The organism is Mesorhizobium sp. B2-1-3A (assembly GCF_006442655.1).
Taxonomy (GTDB): domain Bacteria; phylum Pseudomonadota; class Alphaproteobacteria; order Rhizobiales; family Rhizobiaceae; genus Mesorhizobium.
In genome coordinates this window covers 1,197,550-1,221,926 of sequence record NZ_VFWK01000001.1, presented here as the reverse complement: position 1 = coordinate 1,221,926, position 24,377 = coordinate 1,197,550, and the positions used below count along the sequence as shown (strand labels likewise).

The window sequence follows — 24,377 nt, the reverse complement described above, 5'->3', positions numbered from 1 at the left end:
GGGGGAGGAGCCTCGCCATGATCATCGACACCCATCTGCATCTCATCGATCGCTCGGCCTTGCGCTATCCCTGGCTTGCCGGCGTGCCGGCGCTCAACCGCGATTTCTCCTATGAGGAGTACGCTGCCGAGGCGCAAAGTGTCGGCGTCCAGCGCGTGCTGCACATGGAGGTCGATGTCGATCCGGCCGACATCGAGGCAGAGACCGCCCGCGTCCAGGGCCTGTCGCGGCAGGCGGGCAGCATGCTGGCGGGAGTGATCGCATCGTGCCGGCCGGAAGAGGCTGACTTTGCCGCTTATCTCGAACGCCAGCGGGCAAATCCCTTCGTCAAGGGCTTCCGCCGCGTGCTCCACGTTGTGCCCGATGACCTGTCGGAAGGCGATCTGTTCCGTGAAAACATCAAGCGGCTTGGCGGCACCGGCCTGACCTTCGATCTCGTTGTGCTGCCGCACCAGATTCCCAAGGCGGTCGCGCTGGCCGACCTGGCGCCCGATGTCCAGTTCGTTCTCGACCATTGCGGTGTCCCCGACATCAAGGGCAATGGCGAGCACCCATGGCGCGAGCACATGAGCGAGATCGCACGGCGCCCGAACGTCATGGCCAAGATATCCGGCGTCGTCGCCTATGCCGATCCTGGCAACTGGACGGTCGAGACGCTGCGGCCCTATGTCGAACACACCATCGCTGCGTTCGGCTGGGACCGTGTCGTCTGGGGCAGCGACTGGCCGGTCTGCACGCTTGGCGGCGGGCTCTCGACCTGGGTTGCCGCTACCCAGGCGCTGCTTTCGGGCTGCAGCGTCGCGGAGCGCGACAGATTGTTGTCTGGCAATGCCCGCAAGCTCTGGCGGTTGAAGTAGAGCAATTCCAGGAAAAGTGCGGAGCGGTTTTCCGTCCGGAATTGCGTCAAACAAACAATCGCCGTCAGATCGTCGTCGAGACGTGGCGCTCGCGGCCATAGAGCGAGACCAGCAGCACGATGATGAGACCCAGTGCGGCCTGCACCGCCGAGGGTTGGAAGCCGAGGCCGATCAGCAGCGTGTTGATCTCGGTCAGCACCAGCACGCCGGCGATGGTGCCGAGATAGCTGCCGCGGCCGCCGACAAGTGCGGCGCCGCCAACGACCACGGCCGCGATGGTCTGGAACAGATAGGGTTGGCCGACATCGCCATAGGCCGAGCCGGTGAAGCCGAGCAACAGCACGCCCGCGACGGCCGCGAAGAAGGCACTCGCCGCGTAGGTGATCATCCACATGCGAACCGGATCGATCAACGCCAACGGTGCCGCGCCCGGATTGCTGCCCAGCGCATAGAGCCGGCGCCCGTAGGGCGTCCGCTCCAGCACCAGCACTACAAGTGCCGCCAGCACGATGAGGCTCGGCACCAGCCACGGCACCGGCAGCGGCCCGGCCGATCCGCCGATCGACACGAAGCTGGAAACCGCTTGCGGTGCCGAGCCTGACGGGAAACCGGCTGTCCACAACAACACCAGCCCCTGCACCACCATGCCGATGCCGAGCGTGACGATGAGCGGCTGGATGTCGAGGCTGCGCGCGATCAGGCCGTTCAGGCCGCCGATCAGAATCGCCAGTACACCGACCAGGCCGCAGACCAGGACAAAATTCCAGCCATCGCCATAGAGCTGCGCGGCCACGACATTGGCGAAGCCGATGACGAAAGGGATGGACAGGTCGATGCCGCCCATGATGACGACCAGCGTCTGTCCGATCGAGGCCACCGCGAGCAGCGAAGCGAGCACCAGCATGGCGCGCACCGCGAAAGGCGAGGAGTAGCCGGGAATGAGGACTGCACCTGCGAGGTGCAGGAGCGCCGCGACGCAGAAGGCGCCGACGACGCGGGCATTGGTGGTCGCGAACAGGTTTCGCCCGGTCATGTCAGCGTCCCCTCGTGGCAAGGCGTTCTTGCAGCGCCGTCAGCATCACGGCCAGAACCAGTATTGCGCCATAGGCGATCTGCAGCACGAAGGTGGAGACGTTGAACGTCGTCAGCACGCTTTGCAGCAGGAAGATGTCTATGGCGCCGATCGCGGCACCGGCGACGCCGCCACGGCCGCCGGCCAGGCTGACGCCGCCAAGTGCCACGGCAGCGATGGCGATCAGCGTGTAGGTCGGCCCGATATTGGGATCGGCAGAACCGATCAGCGCCGTCAGCATCAGCCCGGCACAGCCGCCGAGAATGCCGGTCATGACATAGGCGATGAAGCGCACGCGCGTGACATCGACGCCGGCGGTGTAGGCGGCGCGATCGTCGCTGCCGACCGCCATCAGCTGGTCGTAGTAGGGCATGCGCCGCACCAGCCACCAGGCGAGGAACATCAACAGCAGCGGCAGCAGCGACCAAGGACTCGCCAACGCCTTGAGCCAGGCGGGCGCCGGGCCGATCGGCGCCGGCAAGATGGTCAGCGTCACGCCGGTAAGGATCAGATAGGTGCCGAGCGTGGCGACGATCGGCTGGATGCGCACGACCGTTGCCAGGAAACCGTTCGCCGCGCCGACCAGCGCGCCGATGAGCAGGGCCGCCGGGACAAGCAGCAGCGGTGAGGAGATGCCGGCCTTGAGAAACAACAGCTGGATCACGACGGCATTGACGAACCCCATCAAGGGTCCGACCGAGATGTCGATGCCGCCACGCCCGGCGAGGATCACCGGCGTTGAGGCGATCGCCGCGCCGATCAGCGGCGCGGCCAGTCCGACAAGCGCGCCCCAGGATCCGGGCTGGAATCGTGCCGGGCTGAGGATGAGATTGACCGCAAGCAGGATGGCCAGCAGCACGACAGCGAAGCCGAGGCTTCGCCCAAGCGACAGGAGGCGCGCGAGAGGGCTCATGCCGCGCGTCCGAACATGGCGGAGATCACGCTGTCGGTGGTCATCGCTTGACCGGTGATTTCGGCCGCGACCTCGTTTTCCCTGAACACCAGCACGCGATGGCACAGGAGAAGGATCTCCTCGATCTCGCTGGACAGGATGACCAGCCCCATGCCGTCGGCCGCCAGGCCGCGAAAGACGTCGTAGAGGACATGCCGCGTCGCCACGTCGACGCCGCGCGTCGGATCGTTGAGCAGCAGGATGGCCGGCTCCAGCGCCAGCGCCCGCGCCAGCAGCACCTTCTGCTGATTGCCGCCAGACAGCGTGGTGATCGGCGCATCGGGACGGGGCGCTGCGATCGACAGTCTTTCGCGGTAGATGTCGTAGCGCGCCTTGCGCGCCGCCGGGCTGATCAGGCCAAGGCGCGTGTCACGCGACAGGGTCGAAACGGCGAAATTATCGAGCACCGATTGCGTCGGAAAAATGCCGTTCGCGCGCCGGTCGCGCGGCAGGTAGGCGATGCCGCTGGCGACCGCCTTGCGGAACCCGGTGATCGCTCGGCGGCCATTCGGCAAGGCAAGTTCAATCGCGCCGCCCAGTGATGGCGTCAGGCCGGCAAGCATCTTGAGGAACAGTTCCTGGCCATGGCCGTCGAGGCCGGCAAGGCCGACGATCTCGCCGGGAGCGATGGTTTGCGTTATCGCGCTGGCGCCGGGCGCGATGACGAGGCCGCGAATGGCGAGGCCGCGAAAGTCGGGAGCCGTTAGATCAGCCATGTGCCAGCTCCGCTGCCGTGCGTGGCGCCATCGCCTTGAGCAGTTCCGCCGGCGTCGAGGTGCCGCGCTCCTCGGTCCGCACCACGCCGCCGCCGCGCAGGATCGAGATGCGATCTGAGAGCGACATCACCTCATCCATGCGATGGGTGATGAACAGAATAAGGCAGCCTTCGCCGGCAAGGGTGCGCATCAGTGAAAAGACGGATTCGCGGTCGGCGAAGTCGAGCGCCGCGGTCACCTCGTCGAGGATAAGGATTTTCGGGTTGCGCACGATCGCGCGGGCGAGAACGACCAATTGCTGCGCGGCCAACGGCAACAGGCCGGCTGGCGTATCGAGGGGGACCTTGGTGACGGCGAAGCGCTTCAATGCGGCGGCTGCCCGGTCGCGACGCTCGTTGCGCGGCACGGCACGCCGGATCAGCCCGTCGAGGCCGAGCAGGATGTTGTCGGTCACGCTGCGGTCCGGTGCGATCAGCACCTCCTGGAACACCGTGGCAAAACCTTGCGCCTGGAAGGCCGAAGGCCTGGCGCCGGAAAATGGCTTGCCTTGCAGCAGGATCGCGCCGCTGTCCGGCTGGACGATGCCGGACAGCAGTTTGACCATCGTGCTCTTGCCCGAACCGTTCTCGCCCAGGATGGTGTGGATGGTGCCCGGCCGGAACGCGATCGAGGCGTCCGCGAGCGCGACCGTCTCGCCATAGCGTTTGGATATGGTTCTGATTTCAAGCATGCCGTGTTTCGAAGCTGGCAAGCCAGCTCCCCGAAAGGAGCCGGCTTTCTGGGTCTGTCCTAGCCGTCACTTGGCGCAGGCGTCGGGTACCTTTGAATAATCCCAGCCCTTGGTCGGCGCCGGGTTGGAGAAATAGGCATCGAGCCATTCCTCCGGCATCGGATCCTTGGGCGGGATCGGGAAGATCGAGACGGCATCCGTCGTCATGCAGTCCTTGTACCATTGGCCGAGATCGGCGGTGTGCACCGGCGGGATCGGGATCAGCAGTGTGTTGAGCTTCGGCTTCTGGCCGTCGAGCATGCGCTCACCGACACGGAACAGCGTCTCGGCGGTCCAGTGCGGCAGCACGGCATGGCCTTCGAAGCGGTACTTGTCGGGATTGGCTTTCCAATAGCCCAGCGCGTCACCGGTGATTGAACCGGTGATCAGCGGCGCCGGTCGTCCTGCCTCGGCGAAGGCCTCTGCGACGACGCGGCTCTCGCTGCCGGTCGTCCACACCGCATCGATCGGTGCAGGATTGGTGGCGATCGCCTGAAGAACCACCGTCTTGGTGACGTTAGCCGTCCAGTTGCCGTTGACGTTGCGCGAAATCTTCAGCTTCGGATTTTCTGCCAGCGCCTTGTCCGCGCCCTGGCGTTCCTGCACCACGATCGGATGCCCGGCAATGCCTTCGACGAGCAGGATGCTGGCACCGTCCGGCTGAGCCTTGCCGATCGCCGTCATCATGTCATAGCCCCAGCGTGCATAGTTGGAATCGACGTTGATCGCATTCGGGCTGGTTACCGAACCGGCGGCGGTGATGAACGGAATACCGGCCTTGGCGGCGGCATCGATGGCGTCATCGAGTGCGGTAGCCGAGCCCGGGATCGAGGTGATGATCGAGCATTTCTTGTCGATGAAGGCACGGATCTGGTTGATCTGCTGGCTGGCATCGTTGTTGGAATCAGACACTTCGAAGCTCGATACCGTGCCATCGGCGATCAGCCCGTCGACGAGACGCTTCAGCTCCTTGGTCACCGTCACACGCCACGGATTGCCCTGGTAGGATTCCGAGTGGCACCATTTCCACGGCTTCGGCGGCGGGGTGAAATTGTCCCAGGCCGAAGGCAGCACCTTCTGCGGCGCGCCGTCATACTGTGCCTTGAGTTCGGTCGGCAGGCCGCCGATGACGCCTTGCACATCCTGGGCATGGGCAACGCTTGTTATGGATACAAAGGCGGTTGCGGCCATCAGGCCGCGCATCATGTTTTTCATTGTGTCTCCTCCGTTCGGTTTCGTTCAGGCTCCTCCACCGGCAGCGCCGGACACCTGTGCGGGGGAACTCTCCCGGAACAGGCGATTGAGATCGGCAATGACCTGGGCGGCTTTGTGCCCGGAAGTCATGCCGGAAAGGATGCGGTCGGACGCTGCCTGCTGGAACGCCATGTAGCCGTCATGGCGCGGCCGCACCCATGCGCCCTCGAGCGTCGCGCGTGTATCGCGATAGAAATTGCCGGTCGCGGCGTTGACGGTCTGATCTTCCCAGCCTGCGGCATGGCCCGGCTGTCCGCCGGCGGCGGCATACGGGCCGCGCTGGACATCGCCGCTGGCGACCCAGTAGGCGAAATCGATCGCGGCTTCTTTTGCCCGAGAAAAGGCCGACACCGCTATACCGGTGCCACCAAGCGCCGAGCCGACCGCGCCGTTGGAGCCGACGGCCGGGATGTCGGTGAAGGCCAGCCGGTGCGCGCGAAACCCTGATATCGCATAGGAGACATAGCCATAGATCAGCGGCGCGCAGACGATTTTGGAATTGGCCTCCGCCATACGTTCGGAAACCGCGATCGGGTCCATTTCGAGACAGGCCGGCTCGACCAGCGCGGCGATCTCACGCATCGCTTCGAAAACCTGGGCGCCGGTCTCGATATCGATGAGATCACCGGAAGGATCGGTGGCGCAAGCGTGTCCGAGATTGCCGGCCAGCGTGTAGAAAACCATCAGCACATGCGGCGGCCGCAACGGCAAAAGCACGCGGCCGTGCCGGGCGAGATCGAGTACCTCGCTCCAGCGAGCCGGCGGCGCATCGAGCGCATCCGGCCGCCAGGCCTGGACCTGGCTGGCGGCATCGATCGGGAAGGCCCATTGCCGCCCTTGCCAGCTATAGCTCGGATAGGATTGGCCGACGCTGCCCGAAGCGAGCGCGGTGCGCTCGCCTTCGCGGCCGGCAACATCCAGCGGCGCCAGGCAGCCTTCCGCCGTGATCTGGCCGACATGCGGATGGTCGATGACGATCAGGTCGTAGGCGCGGGCCAGCTCCTCGACCGGGAAGGATTCGAAATCCTGCAGCGATCGCTTGTCCCATTCGATGGCGACGCCGGTTTTCTGCCGCCAGAGAGATGAGCAGGCAACCATCGGATCATAGCCGCGCGGATGGCTCCAGGTCATGCCCTTGAGCGTGGTCACAGGCCGAACTCCGCGCGGATCGCCGCGCTGTGTTCGCCGATGCGCGGAGCGGCGCGATCGACCTTGGCCCTGATGCCGTCGACCCTGAGCGGCGAACTGGTGGTGAGGATCGAGACATCATCCTCGCGCGTCACCGTCTGCAGCATGTCGAGCGACTGAAATCCGTCGCTTGCCAGCATCTCCGGCCAGGTCAGCACCTTGGCGCACCAGATGTCGGCTGGCTCGAGAATGGCCAGCCATTCGTCGATGGTCCTGGTGGCTATCCGTTGCGCGATGATCGCCTTGATATCGTCGCGCGCGGTAAACCACGAGGCCGGTTTGTCGCGATAGGGCGCCAGCTCATTGAGCGACAGCAGATCCGCGAGTTTCGGGATCGGCGTCATGGCGATGGCGAGGTAGCCATCCTTGGCCGGGTAGACGCCGTAAGGCGCCGAGAGATAGGCATGTGCGCTGCGAAAGCTCGAGCGTCGCGGCAAGCGGCGGCCGTCATTGAGATGCGTCGTCAGCACCTCGAACTGGAAGTCGACCAGCGCCTCGAGCAGGCTGGTTTCGATATGGCTGCCCTGGCCGGTGATGCCGCGCCGCACCAAGGCCGCCAGAATGCCCTGAGCGCAGGCAGCACCCGCCAGCATGTCGCCGATCGCGAGCCCGAATGGCACCGGTCCCTGGTCCTCGTCGCCATTCAGCCACATCACGCCGGAGCGCGACTGCGCCAGCAGGTCCTGGCCGGGCCGCTTGACCCATGGACCCTCTTCGCCATAGCCGCTGATCGAGGCATAGACGAGCCTTGGATTGATCTTGCGGACTGCCTCATGATCTAAGCCGAGCCGTTCGATGACGCCTGGGCGGAAATTCTGGATCAGCACGTCGGCCTTGGCCAGGAGCCCGCGCAACGCCTTGAGATCGGCTTCGTTCTTGAGGTCGATGGCGAGACTTTCCTTGGCCCGGTTGATGGCGTGGAAGATGGTGGAATCGCCGCCGATCTCGGTGTCGCTGAGATAGAGCCGGCGCGACAGGTCGCCGCCGTCCGGACGCTCGATCTTGATGACGCGGGCGCCGAGATCGAGCAGCCGGAGCGAGCAATAGGGCCCGGACAGGAACTGGCTCATGTCGACGACGACGAGACCGGCGAGCGGCAATTCGGCTGCTGCCGGCATCATTATTTCTCCGTCTTACCGACGAAGTCGGCGGGGTTGCGGTACTTCACCGTCTGCAGATGCTCGCAATACAGAACAAGCTCGCCCTCGCCCTTGAACACTTCGTAGCTGGCGCGGATCAGCCCCATCTCCTTGTAGCGGGGCTTCTTGTCGAGGTTGGAGCGGATCGAATAGATCGTGTCGCCAATGAAGACAGGCTTTATGAAGCGGAGCTTGTCATAGCCGTAGGAAAAGGCGTTGACGCAGTTGGTGGCGACCAGCCCGAGGCCCGCTGAAAAAACGAAAGCGCCGGCGATCAGCCGCTTGCCGAAAATGCCTTCGTTCTCGGCAAACATCTGGTCTTGCACGTAGGGGTGGATGTCGAGCACCAGCGTGTTGAACAGATGGCTGTCGCCCTCGGCCATCGTGCGCCGCAAGGAGCGGATTTTCTGCCCGACCGGCCAGTCTTCGTAGAACCAGTTCTCGGCATTCCACACCGGCAAGGCGGCGTGCTCCTCGGGCATGTTCTTCGGGTGCGTCGAGGCGACCCCGACGGTGGGGGCGAAGTCGGTCATGGCTGGCTCCGGCGGTCTCGCAAGAGGCTCCGGGCAACCGCTTGACTAACGCTGAAAGCGCGTGGTTGCACGACGTCTCCTCCCGTCAATCTTCTTTTGTAAATAGTATTTTCACATATGGGGTTGCGTTGCAAGCGAGGACAGGCGAAATTTCGGCCGGCCCCGCACGCCCCAAGCGCAGGCGGGCAGGGAGGAAATCATGAGCAAGGATTGTCTGGTCTTCGTCGGCAGCCTGAACCGCGAGGCGCCCTATTTTCAGGGCGCGCGCGGCGTTGGGCTCGGCGTCTACAGCTTCGACGAAGCAACGCTGGCAATACGAAAACTGGCGGAGACCAACGACGTCGACAATCCGACCTTCTTGTCGGTGACGCCGGATGGTTCGCGCATCTACGCCAATTCGGAAGTATTCGCCTGGCGCGAGGGGACGGTTTCCGCCTATCGCTTCGACCGTGGTTCGAACACGCTCACCTATCTGAACAAGCAGCCATCGCTGGGCAGCATCACCGCTCACAACACCGTCACCCGCGATGGGACCAAACTGCTGGTCGCCAATTACGGCATGGGGGAGGGCGGTCCGGATCGTGCTGTGGCGGTTTACGGCTTTGAGAAGGACGGCGCGTTGACGCCGCCGCTGGCCAGTGTTTCGCACAAGGGCAGTGGTCCGAATGCGGCGCGGCAGGAACGCTCGCACGCCCACAGCGTCACAGAAACCATTGCCGGCGGAACGGCCATCGTCGCAGATCTCGGCATCGACCAACTGGTATCCTACCGGATCGGGCAGGATGGAGACCTGACGAAGCTCACCGAGTCCGCCCTGACGCCGGGCGCGGGGCCTCGCCATCTCGCACTGCATCCGAACGGACGCTTCGTCTTCGTCATGAATGAGCTGGATTCGACCGTCGTGTCGATGGCGCTGGACGAGGCATCAGGCAAGCTCTCCATCATCGATGCCAAACCGGCGGTGCCGGCCGAGGCGCGCGACAGCAATCACTGCGCCGATATCCAGATCTCGCCGGATGGCCGTTTTGTCTACGGCTCCAACCGTGGTCACGACAGCGTCGTCATCATGGCTGTCGACCAGCAGACCGGCGCGCTGAGCCTCGTCGGCTATGCCTCTTGCGGGGGTGCCACGCCACGCAACCTGGCGCTGACGCCCTCCGGCAGCCATTTGTTCTCCGCCAACCAGAATGCCGACCGCATCTCGATCTTCGCGCGTGACGCGGCGAGCGGCATGCTGACCGACACCGGACGCGTCATAGAGATCGGCACGCCGATGTGCGTCAGGATCGTGCGCTGAACGTCCGCAACGACCTTCGGGTGAACTGGCCGGGCTCAGGCCTGCTGTATGGCCGAGAGCTTCCAGCTTGAGCCATTCTGACGCGTGAATGTCCACAGCTCGGTCGTCTCGGTCGGATGGCCCTCGTCGCCCTCGACGACCTTGCCGCTGGCCCGTTCGCGCATCACGTCGCGAGACTCGTAGCGCAGTGCGGCCGTGGCGTAGTCGCGGTCATCCTCGCGCCAGCTTTCGGCGATGTCGGCCTGCAGCAGAGTGATGTCCGAGACCTCGTTCCTGAGACCTTTCTGGGCGTTGTCGGCCAGTTCTTCCGAGAGATAGGATACCATCTCAGGCGTCGTCGCCCGGCGCAGGGCGGCATGGTCTTCGCGCCCGAATGCCTCTTGGACGTCGGTCAACAGTTGCTGGAACGCATCGAGGTCGCTCTGAGCCAGTGTGATCTCCTCGGAGACAGCCGCGGCCGGAGAGCCTCCGCCCGAACCGCCACCAAAGCCGGGGATTGAGAACGAGCCCGCCGTCTGCTGTCCCGTTGCGCGGTTCTCAAATCGCGACGCCTGTGCACCGCCGGCACCCGCGAGCGCGGGCGCCGGGCCACGCGCGGCTTGCGACCGGAAGAAGCGGATGGCCAGCATGATCGCGCCACCGATGAGCAGGGCCTGAAGCAGGAAGCCGAACATGCCGGCCAGACCGCCGAAGCCTTGGCCCAAGAGCAGCCCGATCAGCCCACCGATCAGCAGTCCGCGCATCATCGTTCCGCCGAAGCCGCTCATGAAGCCCGGCCTCTGCGGGCCGGCCTGCGGCTGCCGGGCGGCAGAATTCACACCGGTGTTGGGCGTCATCGAACGCTCGACCGGAGCGGTCGGCGCCGGTGCGGTCCTGGTCGGCGGCGCCGACTGGAACGTGCGCGTGCCGCGACTGCCGAAACTGCCGCCGCGCCGCGCCTCGGCATGGTCGATCGCGACCATGGAGAATGCGAGGAACAGTCCGGCAAACAGGGTTGCAAATCGGCTGGTGCGAGACATCATCGGAAATGAACCTTTATCGATGTGGTTTTAGAAATTTTCAGCAAGCGTCGGCCCGGGCACCGGAGCGACATCCGGTCAATCGAACAATTCTTCGAAGAATGATTTCTTCCGCTTGGGATAACGGTGACCCTGCGAACGCGAATAATCATCATCGCGGCCATGGCCTTGCTGCGGCTGCGAGAAGGCTGCCGGCTGTGGCTGCGGCGCGGGCGACGCCTCCCTGCCGGAACGCTCGATGATCTTGTCGAGTTCGCCTCGATCAAGCCAGACGCCGCGGCACTGCGGACAGTAGTCGATTTCGATACCCTGGCGTTCGCTCATTGTGAGCGCGACGCGGCAGGAGGGGCAAACCAGACCAAGGAGGGAAGATGTCATACGGGGCTCCAAACCGAAAGGATTGAGCCCGCTTGACCTGAAAGGATGGAAACGGGCCCATTAAAGCGGTCCGACATCACGGTCACCATTGGCGACAGTCAGAGGGGCCCGGCCCGCACCAGACAGTTAGGAATGCGGAGCCGCGCCTTCAAGAGCGATAGTGCCGGCACGGCTGATTTGTTTGCCGTTGCTCAGACCGTTACCACGATCTCAGATCGTCACCACGATCTCAGATCGTCACTACGATCTCAGATCGTCACTACGATCTTGCCGAACTGGTTGTTCGATTCGAGATAGCGATGCGCTGCGACGATCTGGTCGAAGGCAAAGGTCCTATCAATGATCGGCCTCAGCGTGGCTGTCTCCAGGCCTTCGAGGATGAACGCCTTTGCTGCCTCCAATTTCGTCGGGTCGCCGGTGAGCTCGTGGACGAGGTAGCCACGCAGCGTCAGCGTCTTGCCCAGCACCGCAGCCAGGGGAAATGGCGTCGGCTCGCTGCTGAGGCCGCCATATTCGATCAGAATGCCTCCCTTTGACATCGCTGCCGTCAGCGGCCAGAAGATCGGGCCGCCGATTGCATCCAGCACGACCCGAACGCCTTTCGCTCCCGCGATCGTGTTCAGCCGTGCGGTGAGATCCTCTTCGGCCAGGATCACGACTTCAGCCGCTCCGGCGTCGAGCAAGGCCTGTTTCTTCGTCGATGTCCGCGTCACCGCGATCGCCGTTGCGCCAACCTTGTTGGCGATCTGGATGGCTGCAAGCCCGACGCTGCTCGACGCCGCGGTGATGACGACGGTATCCCCACTGCCAAGTTTGGCAATGTCGATCAGCGCGCCATAGGCGGTGAGATATTGCATCCAGACAGCCGCCGCCCCTTTCCAGTCGAGCGACGTTGGGTGCTTGACGAGCAGCGCGGCGGGATAGGTGACCAACTCGCCATAAGCCGGCCAACGCACCATCGATTGTGGAGGGATGACGCTGACAGCGTCGCCCGGGACGAAATCCGTCACGCCTTCGCCCACTGTTTCGACAACCCCCGCCGCTTCAAGGCCAAGCCCGGAGGGCAGAGCAGCGGTCTCGACATAGGTGCCGGCGCGCAGCAGCGCCTCGGCGCGATTGATGCCGAGTGCCTTGACGCGGATTTGAACCTCGCCAGGGCCCGGTGACGGGAGGGCGATATCCTCGATGCGCAGGACTTCGGGACCGCCATGCTGGTGGAAGCGGACGATACGTGCCATTCGGGTTACTCCAAATTATCTGAACCGAATGAGCTATGCGGATAAAGGTTTCATGGATAAATGGGCGTACGGATAAAGCAGTAGAAACCGAAGGTTTCGAATATGGATCGGCTTGAGAGCATGGCCGTCTTCGTCAAGGCGGCCGACCTTGGCTCGTTCGCGGCTGCCGCGGTCGCGCTCGACCTGTCCGGACCTATGGTGGGCAAGCATGTCCGCTTTCTCGAAGAACGGCTGGGTGTGCGCCTCATCAACCGCACCACGCGCCGTCAGAGCCTGACGGATTTCGGCCGCGCCTATTATGAACGCTGCCGGGTCGTATTGGCCGAGGCGGAAGCCGCCGATGCGCTGGCTGCCGACCAACTCTCCGAACCGCGCGGAAAACTGCGCGTCACCATGCCGGCGCATTTCGGTCGCCACTGCGTCACCCCCGTGCTGCTGCAACTGGCACGGCAATATCCGATGCTGGAACTCGACCTGTCGCTCAGCGACCGCTTCGCCGATCTTGCCGAGGACGGCTACGATCTCGCCATCCGGACCGGCGATCTGGACGACAAGGCCGGCGTCATCGCGCGCCGCGTCGCGCGCCAGGGCATGATCGTTTGCGCGGCGCCCTCCTATCTGCAACGCCATGGCGAACCGCGGCGGGTCGAGGACCTCGCCGATCATCATGCAATCGTCTATCGCCGGCTTGGCCAGGTCGTTCAGCCCTGGCTGTTTGCGCATGAAGGGCAGACAGCCCGGGAGATTGTGCCCAGCGGCCGGCTGCGGCTCGACGATCTCGATGCCATCGCCGATGCTGCGGTCGAAGGCATGGGGCTGGCGTGGCTGCCCTGGTGGCTGGTTCGCGAGCGCATTCGGGCCGGTGCGCTCGTGGCGCTGTTGCCAGATCAGCCGCGCTATCCCTACGACTGCCACGCCCTTTGGCTGCGGACGTCGCATCTGCCGCTCAAGGTGCGGCTCGCCGTCGATGCGCTGGCGGCCGCCTTGCCGAAATTGATGACGTGATCGCGAGCCGCGCCGGGCCCTCAATTGAGGTCGCGCGGATACTCCTTGACCTCGCTTCGGTCGACGACCACCTCGTTGCGATCGTGCGCCGTGATGTGGGTCTCGATCCGCCAGACATCGCGCAGCGCGCGCACCGTCGCCTTGACCGAAACACGCGCTTGCCAGTCGCCCCTGCCGTAGGATTTCTCCCATGTACAGGTGCCGACCGCCGTGTTCGGATCGTCGGGGTGGATGGTGAAGCGATCGACATGCCTTGCCGAAAGGGTCATTCCCGTATGCGGGTGCCGCACCGTGCCGCCGTCATTTATCACCTGGTAGACGGTCTCGCCGGTGACCTGGTCGGTCGACACCGAGCGCTGGAAGCCGTCGCCCCTGGCCAGCACCTCCTGCTCCATCGGGCTGGCGCTTTCCGGGCCGAGAAATGCTCCCAGCGTGTCATCCAGCTCCTGCGCTGCGCGCACCGGCAGGATCAGCCGGCTGTCGCTGCAATGGATCGACAGCGTCGCCTGTTCGGCCGTCGGGAAGACGATCGGCCAGTGCGACGTCGCCAGCGCCAGCCGGATGCGCTCGCCGGCCTCGAAACGCTGCCCGCAGCAGCGCAGCTTGATGCGCACTGTCTCCGCTTGCCCTGGCACCAGCGGCTCGATCTCCAGGTCGCCGTTGCGATGGCTGAGGTTGAGGATACCGTAGCTGACACGTGAGGCCGCCCCGTCCGCGAACACCTGCGACAGGGTGGCGGAGAGGAGCGCGACCGGTTTGTCTGAGGCGAGCTTGACCTCGAATTCGGGGAAACCGAGGATCTCGACGGCTTCGGTCAACGGCGCCGTCTCGAAGATCAGGGCGTTGCCTTCCTCGGTCCGCTGGTCGACCGGCAAGGTCGGCATGACGCCGTAGCCACACCAGGCGCCTGAAGACAGGCCGGCCGTCTGTGGCGATGAAATCTCCAGGATCGCGTTATCGCCCCTGGCCTCGCTCAGCACATGGGGTGCAAGGTTCAGCACCTTTTGCCCGACGCCCGGTCCCGGCCAGGACGGCTCGGCCACCCAGCGGCCGGGCCGCTCATCATAGATCGCGGCCGGCCGCGCCGGATCCTGGATCCAGGCGCGCAGCATCGGCTCGTCGGCAATGCCGGTGTCGATCCCCTTCAGATACTGGTCCCACCAGCGCAGGCATTCCTGCAGGAAGCCCATGCGCGGGCCGGGCATGGCGTAGTGGGGATATTTGTGCCCCCAGGGGCCGATCAGTCCCTTGCGGGGACCGGGCAGGTTTTCCAGCATGCGGAAGATCGGGTTGGGATAGCCGTCGGCCCAGCCGCCGACGGCATAGACCGGAATTTCGACATCGGCGTAGTCCTCGCAGATCGAGCCATGCTTGTAGAAGTCGTCGCGGCGCTGGTGTTCGAACCAGTCCTGCATCCATATGCCGTTGCCGTTCAGCCGCTGCTCCCAGAGATCGCGCCAGCGGTCGCCGACGATCAGCGGATCAGGTGGCGTCATGGCGATCGCCCAGGCAGTCGTTCCCCACATCAGATTGTCGCACATCATGGCGCCGCCGAGGTAATGCACATCGTCATTGTAGCGGTCGTCGGTCGAGCACAGCGAGATGACAGCCTTCAGCGCCGGCGGGCGCCGGGCGGCGACCTGCAGCCCGTTGAAGCCGCCCCAGCTGATGCCGATCATGCCGACGCTGCCCGAGCACCAGGGTTGCCGGGCCAACCATTCGATCACCGCCAGGCAGTCATCCTGTTCCTGCTTCAGATACTCGCCCTTGCACAGCCCTTCGCTGTCGCCCGAGCCGCGCATGTCGACACGCACGCCGGCATAGCCGTGCCCGGCGAAATAGGGATGCGTCAGCGCATCGCGTTCCACCGTTCCGTCGCGCTTGCGATAGGGCAGGTATTCAAGGATCGCCGGCACCGGATCGGCGTCGGCATCTTCCGGCAGCCAGACGCGCGCCGCCAGCTTGACGCCGTCCGGCATCGGAATCCACAGGTTCTCGATCTCGCGCACCTTGCGCGGAAAATCGGTGATGACGCGGATATCTTGCATGGCGGCTCCTCTCGACGCCCCGGCCATATGTGCCGAGGCTGTCCTTATGTGTTCAGCGGGAAATGGCAGGTCAGACGGCTGTCGCCTACAGCGGCCGGGACAGGGGCATCGACCGCGCAACGGTCCTGTGCTTGCGGGCAGCGTGTATGGAATTCACAGCCCTTGGGCCGCGCCAGCAGCGACGGTACGTCCGCCGGCAGCGTGATGCGCTGGTGCATCCTGTCGGGATCGGGCTCCGGATTGGCTGATAGAAGTGCCGCCGTATAGGGATGATGCGGCGCGCGGAAGATCGCTTCGGTCTCACCCTGCTCGACGAAGCGGCCGAGATACATGACCGCCATGCGGTCGGCGATCTGGCGCACGACATGCAGATTGTGGGTGATGATCAGCATCGACAGGCCCATGCGGTCGCGCAGATCGTTGAGCAGGTTCAGCACCTCGCCCTGTACGGAAACATCGAGGCCGGCCGTCGGCTCGTCGGCAACCACCAGCACGGGATCGAGCGCGATCGCCCGCGCGACGCCGACGCGGCGTGCCTGGCCGCCGGACAGCTGGTGCGGATAGCGGTCGGCGAACTCGCGCGGCAGCCCGACCAGCGTCAGAAGCCGTGTGACCTCGGCGTTGAGATCACGGTTGGAGAGCCCATGGATCACGAAGGGCTCCGACAGCAGCGACCGCACGCTGAGCCGTGGCGACAGCGACCCGATCGGATCCTGGAACATCATCGGCATGCGCCGCCGCACCGGCTTCATCGCGGCGTTGGAGAGACCCTGCAACTCCTGTCCTTCGAACAGGATCGTGCCCGATTTGACGGGCTGAAGACCATTGATCGTGCGTGCGAGAGTGGTCTTGCCGGAGCCGGATTCGCCGACCAGCGCGAAAGTGGTGCCGCGCTGCAGGTTGAAGCTGACACCGGAGACCGCCTCGATCTCCGTGGCGCGGCCAGCCAGCCTGGCGGTCAGCCCGCCGACCCGGAACGAGACGCGTAAATCGCTGACGCGGAGCAGGTCGTCGGAGCTCATGCGCTCATCACCCCCTGGGGAACGTCCGCGTGCCAGCATCGAGCGATGTGAGATCCGCCAAGTGGAGCGTTGGGAGGTGTCGTGAGGCATTGCGCATCGGCGCGGTCGCAACGCGGCTGGAAGACGCAGCCGCTCGGCCGCCGGCGCAGATCCGGCAAGGTTCCGGCGATGGTCGGCAGGCGGGCGACCCGTTGCGACAGCCGCGCGGGATCGCAGGCGAGCAGCTTTTGCGTATAGGGATGACGCGCATCATGGAAGATCTCGCGGGTCGTGCCGCTCTCCACCACTTCGCCGGCATACATGACGATCATCTCGTCGCAGAGTTCGGCGATAACCCCCAGGTGATGCGAGATGAAAAGCACCGAGCAGCCGATCTCGCGCTGCAGGTCCTTGAGCAGCTCGATGGTGGCCACCTCCAGCGTCGCGTCGAGCGCGGTGGTCGGCTCGTCGGCAATCAGCAGTGCCGGTTCCATCATCAGTGCCATGGCGATGGCGATGCGCTGCTTCATGCCGCCGGAGAATTCGTGCGGAAACTGCGCCAGCCGGCTTTCCGGATCGGGAATGCGGACCTTGCGCAGCATGGCGACCGAGCGCGCGTCCTTGTCCCGCTTCGACAGGCCTGAGCGATACTGGATATCACGCATCTGCCGTCCCACCGAAAGCACGGGATTGAGCGCACCCATCGGATCCTGGAACACGGTGGCGATCCTGCGGCCACGCAGCCCGCGCATCGCGGTCGGGTCAAGCCGGGTGAGGTCCTTGTCGCCTTCGAAGACGATCTCGCCCGACGAGATCTCGCCATTGTCGGCGAGCAGGCCGAGTATGGCGTTGATCAGCGTCGACTTCCCGCAGCCGGATTCGCCGACCACGCCGACGCTGCGGTTGGAGGGCACGGAAAAGCTGACGTCTTTCAGCGCCTCCAGCCGGCCGCTCTCGGTGTGGAAGGCAACGCTGAGATTCTTGACCGCGAGAACCGTCATGACCGCCCCTTCAGTCGGGGATCGAAGAGATCGCGCAAGGTCTCGCCGAAGAAGGTGAAGCCGAGCGTGGTCAGCACGATCGGCAGGCCGCCGGCGATCACGATCCAGTAGGAATCGCGGATGTTGGCGAAGCCGTCATTGAGGATTGCGCCCCAGCTCGGCGTCGGCGGCCGCACGCCAAGCCCGAGGAAGCTCATGCCGGCCTCGATCGCCACCACCACGGGGATGTCCATCGACACCAGGATCAGGATCGGGCCGATGATGTTGGGCAGGATATGGACGCGCAGGATGCGGCCGGCGCTTGCGCCCATCGAGCGTGCAGCCATGACATGTTCGGCGGATTTGAGCACCAGCGTCTGGGTGCGGATGATGCGCGCATAGCCCGGTACGTTGACCAGCATCACCACCAGCACCACCGCGTAAAGCGAGGGGCCGAACAGGGTGACCAGCGTCAGCGCCAGCATGACGGTCGGGAAACTCTTCACTGCGTCGAAGACGAGCAGCAGCACATTGTCGAGCCATCGCGGGCCATAGCCGGCGATCAGGCCCAGCACCACGCCGACAATCAGCGACACCAGGGTTGAACCCAGCGCGATCATCAGCGCGACGCGTCCGCCGTAGAGAACCCGGGTGAAGAGATCGCGGCCGAGATGGTCGGTGCCGAGCAGGTGCATAAGGCTGGGCGAGGCGAAGCGCTCGGCCGGCGAAATCTTGCTCGGCGTATAGCTGGTCAGGACACTGGCGAACACAGCCGAAAGCACCACCACCGCCACCAGCGTCAGGCCGATGGCGCCGAGCGGCTCGCGCATGATGCGGCGCAGGGTGCGCCACACGCCGCCGAGGCGGCTGCCGCGAAAGGACAGCTCAGTTGAAACTTGATCTGACACGGGGATCCAATAGGCCGACCAGTATGTCTGCCGCTACGTTGACGAGGACGAAGAAGACCGTGGTGACCAGCACGGCTCCGGAGACAATGGGGTAGTTGCGCACCGAAATCGCTTCATAGACCAGCTTGCCGATGCCGGGGCGGGCAAAGACGATTTCGGCGAAGACCGAAGACGACAGCATATGGCCGATGCCGACGCCGAGCAGGGTGATGGTCGGCAGCACGGCGATGCGTAGCGCATAGGTGTAGATGATGCGGTGTTCCGGCAGGCCGAAGGCGCGCGCCGTGCGGATATGGCTGGCCTCGAGCGTCTCCAGCATCGAGGCGCGTACCATGCGCGAGATATAGCCGATCCAGCCAAGGCCGACCGCCAATGACGGCAGGATGAGATGCTGAAGCTGGCTGGCGAGGTTTCCGGGGTCGCCGGCACCGATTGCCGGCAGCCATTGCAGGGCAACGGCAAAGACCAGTAGCGAATAGATGGCGACGACGAAGGACGGCACCGCGATCATCGCCACCGACAATACGCCGATCACTTGGTCGACGAAGCCTCCGCGCCGCACCGCCGCGATGCAGCCAAGCGGAATGCCGAGCGCCACCGACCAGGTGATGCCGCCGATGATGAGCGCCAGCGTGAACGGCAGTTGCTCCATCACCACGTTCAGCACCGGCCGGTCGGACAAGACTTCCGTGCCGAGATCGCCATGCAAGGCCGACCCATAGAAGTTCACGAATTGCCGCCAGACGGGCTGATCCAGGCCCATGCGCTCGCGCAACGCCTCCTTCATCTCCGGCGTCGCGCGTGGTCCCAGCGCGACCGAGGCCGGGTCGCCGGGGATGAGGTAAACCATGGCGAACATCATCATCAGCGCGAAGCTGATGATGATGGCGCCCAGCCACAGACGCTTGAGAGCGTAGCGGATCATGTCATTACCCGTCGGAACGTCTCCGGCGGGGGCAGGTCCCCGCGGGTCGATGTCATGCCGGTTTGAAATCGGTGAACACTGGTTCACCGTTCGGCTTCAGGCCGGCCACGACCGAGTCGCGATACATGACGCCGGTGACTTCGTGGGTGAGGAAGACGTAGTTGCCGTTTTCCTCCATCAGGTCCTGCAGCTTCTTGTAGATGACATCGCGCTTGGCCGGATCGAGTTCGACCATGCCCTCGGCATTAAGCTTGTCGAATTCCTCGCTGGAGAAACGCTCCCAGTTCCAGACGCCGATCTGGTCGCGTGTGAACCACGCGGTGGCCCAGCTTGGATCCGGCTGCATGGAGAAGCGGCTGATGACCATCTGCAGCTTCTTCCAGTAGTCGCCTTCCTTGGCGCCGAGCGTCCAGAAGGTGCCGCTGTCGTTCTGCTTGATCTCGACGTTGAGGCCGACATCCTGCAGGTTCGACTGCACCACCTGAGCGGCGGTGAGGCGCTCGGTCTTGTTGAGGATGTCGAGCGTGATCGTGGTGCCGGCGAGCCCCTCCTTGGCGATCATGTCGCGGGCGCGGTCCGGATCGTAGTCGAAAAGGTTCTTCTCGCGGTGGCCGGGCAGGCCGGGCGCGATGATGCCGGTCGCGGTGGCGGCCGCGCCGAAATAGGCGGCATCGACGACGGCCTTGCGGTCCACGGCATATTGCACCGCGCGGCGCATGTTCGGATTGTTGAACGGCGCGACATCCTGGTTCATGCCCAGCCAGACAAAGGCCAGCGACGGCTTCTCGACGACCTTGGTCTTCGGCGGCGGCGTCTGTTTCAGCCGCGAGATCGAGGAGACCGCGGTCCAGGTGTAGTCGAGATCGCCGGCCTCGTAGCCGAGTTCTCCCGTCTTCTCGTCCTCGATCGGATGGATGTGGATTTCGGCAAAGCCGCCCGGCTCGTACTTCCAGTCAGGGTTGCGCACCAGCACAGTGCGCTGCTTGGGCAGCCATTCCTTCAGTATGTAGGGGCCTGACTGCGCAACCGGCTTGACGCCCAACTTGCCGCCGAGTTCGGTGATGGCTTTCTTGGACAGGATGGTCCCGGACGGCGTCGGCAAGGTGGATGTCCACAGTGGGGCGAAGGCCTGCTTGAGATGGATGATGCCAGAGAGCTTGTCCTTGACCTCGACTTCCTTGAGCGTCGCCCAGTCGCCGGAATAGGGGCTCTTGTTGGCCGGGTCGGCGATGCGCTCGATCGAGAATTTGACGTCCTCCGCCGTCATCTGGCCATAGCCGTCGGTGAAGCCGATATTGTCGCGCAGTTTGAAGGCGACGGTCAGCGGGTCGAGCTGTGTGATCGTCTCCGCCGCCATCGGCCGCCAGCCCCAGCTCTCGCCAGGCGTGGTGACGACGAGCCCGGCGAAAATGACGCTGGTGATATCGCCTTCGGGCGCGGCCAGCCGGAAGCAGGGGTCGAGCGTCTGGATGTCGGCGTATGAGCGCACCTTCAGGATCGGACCATCGGCCGACCAGGAGATTTTCGGATTGACCATCGAGGCAAGACCAAAGGCTCCGGCTCCAGCCAGCAGGCCGCGTCGCGAAATCCTGGTGTCGGTAAAAATGGACATGCTCTACCCCTCTGCTGTTTTAATTGTCGTGCTTGATCTGCTGGCTTTTTCGAACCGCGCCGAATTTATCGGTCAGCTAAAACTGCTAGGGATAGACATGTATGTCTAGCGAAAATTTTGCTGGCATGTTCGAATCTTGAATATGGCCGGTCTTGCGCAAAATCCCGATATCCGATCCGCCCCTGCCGGCACTCCGGCGGGGGCGAAATGCCATCGGCCCACCCCGGGCAGGCTGGCCCGCCGGTCGGCGGAAGCTGGATCAAAAGCCGAAGCGCGGCCCGCGTTCTCGCCTACTTCCAGATCTCGCTCGCGAGCCGCATGAAATTGCCGCCCATGACGTCGCGCACTGCCTGCTCCGATTGGCCACGGCGCAGCAGCACCTCGGCCAGTTCGCGCATCTGGCCAGGGGCCGAGTAGGTCGTGGCACCTTCCGGATATTCGTTCTTGGGCCAGAATTGCGGGTTGTCGGAGATGATGCGGTCGATGCCCTTGACGTCGACCGGGAAGGCGTAGTCCAGCCCGATGCCGACATGGCGCGGGCCGATCAGATCGACGAGGTACTCGATATGGTCGGCCAGCCTCTCCGAATCCGTCCGGCCTTCGCCGAGGAAACGATTGAGCCCGACGATTGCGACAATGCCGCCAGTGCGTGCGCAGGCCTTGATCTGATCGTCGGTGATGTTGCGGCCGTGGCCGCAAAGCGCCTTGGGGTTGGAGTGCGAGAAGATGACCGGCCGGTTGGAATACTCCATGACCTCCATCGAAGTGCGGTAGCCGGTATGGGTGACGTCGACAAACATGCCGAGACGGTTCATCTCGTCGATGACCTCGCGGCCGAACGTCGTCAGGCCGGTCTCGACATCGTGGCAGCCGCCGCCGGCCAGATTGTTCCTGTTGTACGCGAACAGGATCTGGCGCACGCCGAGCTGGTGGTAGAACTCCACCATCTCGATGCGGCCGTCGAGCGCGTTCATGCCCTCTATGTCGAAGGTGATCGCGAGTTTGCTCTCGGCCTTGGCCTTGCGGATTTCCGTGACCGAGGAGACCAGAGTGTAGTGTTGGGAATTGGAAAGGATCCAATGGCGGAAATTCGCCAGCGTCCTGACAGTCTGCTCCCAGGGCAACAGATCGAAGCCGACGTCGATCGACAGATAGTCGATGCCGGCATCGCGCCATATCTGCAGATTGTTCAGGTCCGCCGCCGGATCCGGCATGAAGCCGGAATGCGCATCCCAAATGATTTCACTGTCAAAAATTGCCCGGGCGGCATTCGAAACGGTCACTTTTTCCTCGCTCTCTCGGCAGTACCCACATCTCGGAATGCCGGATCAATCAGCGTTCCGGTCGCGTGATCCAGATGCAGTGCCTATCAACTATCAGGCCACAGACACATGTGTCTAGACAGCTCCGATTGAGCCTGTATGGTCGCCGTCGTTGCCATCAGGACAGTGCGGCGCGGCTCTGCGTCGTGGGTTCGCAACGCATGACTATGAGGGTATCCGATGCAACGGGATTTTCGCTCCTCGGCGGAATTCGAAGCCGTCCACGGCTTCTACAGCGATCTTCTGGGCGCCCCCGGCCACGTCTTCGGCGGCCGCTCGCTGTGCGGCCATCATGGCGCGGGACAACTCCATTTCATCGGCCACAGTTCCGAAGGAACGATCGAGGATGGACCCGCGAGCAGGCTCTATCAGGTCGCACGCGGCGGTCCGCTCAAACGGCTCAGCGAAAGGGAAGCGCGGCAGATCCGTTTGTCGCCTGACGGGTCGCGGCTCGCATTCGCCTGCCAGGGTGACGGTCCCGCGACGGACCTTGTCGAGATATGGTTCGACAGTGCCGTTGTCGCGAGCGCCGCCCTGCAAGGGCGCATCGAACAGCTCGACTGGTCGCCGGACGGCAGGAAACTTCTTCTGGTGGTCGCCGGAACCGCGGCCGACCTTGCCGGTATCCACGGCGGCTATGCCCAGAAACAACAGGCGGAAGCCGTCGCCTGGCTGCCCGAGGTTCGGCTGGGCGAGGGCGAGGACCTTTGGCGCCGCATATGGATCTGGGACATCGAGGGTGCCGCTCGCCCGCTCACCGCCCCGCCGCTGAACGTCTGGGAGGCGAGCTGGTCCGGCAACGACAGCATTGCCGCGCTGGTCAGCGACGATCATGGCGAGGGCAGCTGGTATAGGGCGCATCTGGCGCTGGTCGACGCCGGCTCGGGCTCCGCGCGGACGATCCATACGCCAAAGGACCAGATCGGTTGCGTCAGGGGCGGTCCGGGCGGAGACAAGGTCGCCTTCGTCCAGGCATTCTGCAGCGATCGCGGGCTGGTTGCCGGCCTGCTTTCCATCCTCGATCTGAAAACCGGCGCGGTTGTAATTGCCGACACGCCGGGCATCGATGTGACATCGGTCGAATGGCGTTCGGCAACGGTCATCCATTTTGCCGGTGCCGGCGGCCCAGAAACCGTGAGCGGCGATTTCGCGCTCGACAGTGCGGTCGCGACGCAACATTGGGCGTCGCGTGAACTCACCCATGGCGAGTGGGTGCCCGCGTCTCACCCGATCGGAGACAGGGGCTCGCTGTTCATCGCCGAATCCTGGTCGCGCGCGCCGTTCCTGGCCGAAGAGACGGATGGCTCCATTGTTGAACTGGCCTCGCTGGCCGCGCCCGATGCTGCCAAGGCGATGGCCGCCTGCGGTATGGTCGAACCCTTCGAATGGCCGGCGCCGGACGGGCTGACCATCCAGGGCTGGCTGGTGCGGCCGTCTGGCGCGACGGCCCCGACGCCGCTCCTGGTCGATGTTCATGGCGGACCGGTTTCGGCGCACCGCAACCGCTGGCTTGGCCGTTCGCGCGCCGGCGCCATCCTTGCCAGCCGTGGCTGGACGATCCTGTTCCCGAACCCGCGTGGCAGCACCGGGCGCGGCGACGACTTTGCCCGTGCCGTCAAGGGCGACATGGGCGGCGCCGACGCGCAGGACATCATCAGCGGGGTCGACGCGCTGATCGCGCGCGGGCTGGTCGATGCCACGCGTATCGCCGTTACCGGCACCAGCTATGGTGGCTTCATGTCAGCCTGGCTGCCCTCGCAGAGCGACCGCTTCGCTGTGGCGGTGCCGATCTCTCCGGTTGGCGACTGGTATAGCCAGCATCGCACGTCGCAAATCCCTGAATTTGACGAGATCATGCTGACGACGTCGCCTTGGCAATCCGGCGGCGAGTATTTTTCGCGCAGCCCCGCATTCCACAAGCAGAAGAAGATCGTGCCGTCGCTGATCATGGCTGGCGCCATCGACAAGAGCACACCGCCGGGACAGGCCGAGGAATGCCATTTCGCGGCCTTGAGGTCCGGAGCGCCGAGCGCTCTCGTCATCTATCCGAAAGCTGGGCACAGCCTGCGCGGTTACCCCGAATACATCGACAGTGCCGCGCGCATCCTGTGGTGGCTGGAAAGACATATCGGCCCCGCCGGCGGGACCGGGCCATGAGTGAAGG

General features: G+C 64.4%; 22 protein-coding genes. 4 read left to right on the top strand and 18 right to left on the bottom strand.

Annotated elements, in window-relative coordinates; translation table 11 throughout:
- Positions 1–17: 17 nt before the first annotated feature.
- Positions 18–857 (top strand): amidohydrolase, encoded by an 840-nt coding sequence (locus FJ977_RS05970; RefSeq protein WP_140769407.1) that lies wholly within the window; start codon positions 18–20, stop codon positions 855–857.
- A 64-nt stretch (positions 858–921) separates the two neighbouring features.
- Here the strand turns inward: FJ977_RS05970 and FJ977_RS05965 are convergent, their stop codons facing one another.
- From FJ977_RS05965 to FJ977_RS05930, 8 genes are all read right to left on the bottom strand, one after another.
- Positions 922–1,890 (bottom strand): ABC transporter permease, encoded by a 969-nt coding sequence (locus FJ977_RS05965; RefSeq protein ID WP_140769405.1) that lies wholly within the window; start codon positions 1,888–1,890, stop codon positions 922–924.
- Between the two features lies 1 nt (position 1,891).
- Positions 1,892–2,842, bottom strand: a complete 951-nt coding sequence (locus tag FJ977_RS05960) for an ABC transporter permease (RefSeq protein WP_140769403.1) — start codon at positions 2,840–2,842, stop codon at positions 1,892–1,894.
- Complete coding sequence (locus FJ977_RS05955; RefSeq protein WP_140769401.1) at positions 2,839–3,597, bottom strand: ATP-binding cassette domain-containing protein; 759 nt, start codon at positions 3,595–3,597, stop codon at positions 2,839–2,841. The genes FJ977_RS05960 and FJ977_RS05955 overlap by 4 nt, the downstream gene beginning before the upstream one ends.
- Entirely contained in the window at positions 3,590–4,327 is a 738-nt protein-coding gene (locus FJ977_RS05950; protein ID WP_140769399.1) for an ATP-binding cassette domain-containing protein, read from the bottom strand. Before FJ977_RS05950 ends, FJ977_RS05955 begins: the two co-directional genes overlap by 8 nt.
- Positions 4,328–4,393: 66 nt before the next feature.
- Positions 4,394–5,581 (bottom strand): ABC transporter substrate-binding protein, encoded by a 1,188-nt coding sequence (locus FJ977_RS05945; protein WP_140769398.1) that lies wholly within the window; start codon positions 5,579–5,581, stop codon positions 4,394–4,396.
- A 24-nt stretch (positions 5,582–5,605) separates the two neighbouring features.
- Entirely contained in the window at positions 5,606–6,751 is a 1,146-nt protein-coding gene (locus tag FJ977_RS05940) for an extracellular solute-binding protein (protein WP_140769761.1), read from the bottom strand.
- A gap of 14 nt (positions 6,752–6,765) precedes the next feature.
- Entirely contained in the window at positions 6,766–7,926 is a 1,161-nt protein-coding gene (locus FJ977_RS05935; protein WP_140769396.1) for a CaiB/BaiF CoA-transferase family protein, read from the bottom strand.
- Positions 7,927–7,928: 2 nt separating this feature from the next.
- Complete coding sequence (locus FJ977_RS05930) at positions 7,929–8,480, bottom strand: MaoC family dehydratase (protein WP_140769394.1); 552 nt, start codon at positions 8,478–8,480, stop codon at positions 7,929–7,931.
- A 199-nt stretch (positions 8,481–8,679) separates the two neighbouring features.
- On the opposite strand from FJ977_RS05930, the gene FJ977_RS05925 reads away from it, so the two are divergent.
- Complete coding sequence (locus tag FJ977_RS05925; protein ID WP_140769392.1) at positions 8,680–9,777, top strand: lactonase family protein; 1,098 nt, start codon at positions 8,680–8,682, stop codon at positions 9,775–9,777.
- Positions 9,778–9,812: 35 nt separating this feature from the next.
- On the opposite strand, the gene FJ977_RS05920 is transcribed toward FJ977_RS05925, so the two are convergent.
- The 3 genes from FJ977_RS05920 to FJ977_RS05910 all read right to left on the bottom strand — a co-directional run bounded on the left by FJ977_RS05920 (position 9,813) and on the right by FJ977_RS05910 (position 12,412).
- A complete protein-coding gene (locus FJ977_RS05920; RefSeq protein ID WP_140769390.1) occupies positions 9,813–10,799 on the bottom strand; it encodes a Tim44 domain-containing protein in 987 nt (328 codons plus the stop codon).
- Positions 10,800–10,874: 75 nt separating this feature from the next.
- Positions 10,875–11,174: a zf-TFIIB domain-containing protein gene (locus FJ977_RS05915; RefSeq protein ID WP_140769388.1), complete on the bottom strand. Its 300-nt coding sequence runs from the start codon at positions 11,172–11,174 to the stop codon at positions 10,875–10,877.
- Positions 11,175–11,422: 248 nt separating this feature from the next.
- Positions 11,423–12,412: a zinc-dependent alcohol dehydrogenase family protein gene (locus tag FJ977_RS05910; RefSeq protein ID WP_140769386.1), complete on the bottom strand. Its 990-nt coding sequence runs from the start codon at positions 12,410–12,412 to the stop codon at positions 11,423–11,425.
- A gap of 102 nt (positions 12,413–12,514) precedes the next feature.
- On the opposite strand from FJ977_RS05910, the gene FJ977_RS05905 reads away from it, so the two are divergent.
- Entirely contained in the window at positions 12,515–13,417 is a 903-nt protein-coding gene (locus FJ977_RS05905; protein WP_140769384.1) for a LysR family transcriptional regulator, read from the top strand.
- Positions 13,418–13,437: 20 nt separating this feature from the next.
- Here FJ977_RS05905 and FJ977_RS05900 read toward each other — a convergent pair whose 3' ends face one another.
- From FJ977_RS05900 to FJ977_RS05870, 7 genes are all read right to left on the bottom strand, one after another.
- Positions 13,438–15,465, bottom strand: coding sequence for a CocE/NonD family hydrolase (locus FJ977_RS05900; protein ID WP_140769382.1), 2,028 nt, complete (start codon positions 15,463–15,465; stop codon positions 13,438–13,440).
- 44 nt (positions 15,466–15,509) lie between these two features.
- Positions 15,510–16,487, bottom strand: coding sequence for an ABC transporter ATP-binding protein (locus FJ977_RS05895; protein ID WP_140769381.1), 978 nt, complete (start codon positions 16,485–16,487; stop codon positions 15,510–15,512).
- Positions 16,484–17,467 carry an ABC transporter ATP-binding protein gene (locus FJ977_RS05890; RefSeq protein WP_140769379.1) on the bottom strand — a complete coding sequence of 328 codons (984 nt, stop codon included), beginning with the start codon at positions 17,465–17,467 and terminating at the stop codon, positions 16,484–16,486. The genes FJ977_RS05895 and FJ977_RS05890 overlap by 4 nt, the downstream gene beginning before the upstream one ends.
- Positions 17,464–18,354 (bottom strand): ABC transporter permease, encoded by an 891-nt coding sequence (locus tag FJ977_RS05885; RefSeq protein ID WP_246682822.1) that lies wholly within the window; start codon positions 18,352–18,354, stop codon positions 17,464–17,466. The genes FJ977_RS05890 and FJ977_RS05885 overlap by 4 nt, the downstream gene beginning before the upstream one ends.
- The gene (locus tag FJ977_RS05880) at positions 18,332–19,279 is read right to left on the bottom strand and encodes an ABC transporter permease (RefSeq protein ID WP_056564683.1); all 948 of its coding nucleotides are present in this window, start codon (positions 19,277–19,279) and stop codon (positions 18,332–18,334) included. The genes FJ977_RS05885 and FJ977_RS05880 overlap by 23 nt, the downstream gene beginning before the upstream one ends.
- Positions 19,280–19,331: 52 nt before the next feature.
- Entirely contained in the window at positions 19,332–20,891 is a 1,560-nt protein-coding gene (locus FJ977_RS05875; protein ID WP_140769377.1) for an ABC transporter substrate-binding protein, read from the bottom strand.
- A gap of 290 nt (positions 20,892–21,181) precedes the next feature.
- The gene (locus tag FJ977_RS05870) at positions 21,182–22,174 is read right to left on the bottom strand and encodes a membrane dipeptidase (RefSeq protein ID WP_140769375.1); all 993 of its coding nucleotides are present in this window, start codon (positions 22,172–22,174) and stop codon (positions 21,182–21,184) included.
- A 219-nt stretch (positions 22,175–22,393) separates the two neighbouring features.
- Between FJ977_RS05870 and FJ977_RS05865 the strand changes: the two genes are divergently transcribed.
- Positions 22,394–24,370 carry a prolyl oligopeptidase family serine peptidase gene (locus tag FJ977_RS05865; RefSeq protein WP_140769374.1) on the top strand — a complete coding sequence of 659 codons (1,977 nt, stop codon included), beginning with the start codon at positions 22,394–22,396 and terminating at the stop codon, positions 24,368–24,370.
- Positions 24,371–24,377 lie beyond the last annotated feature (7 nt).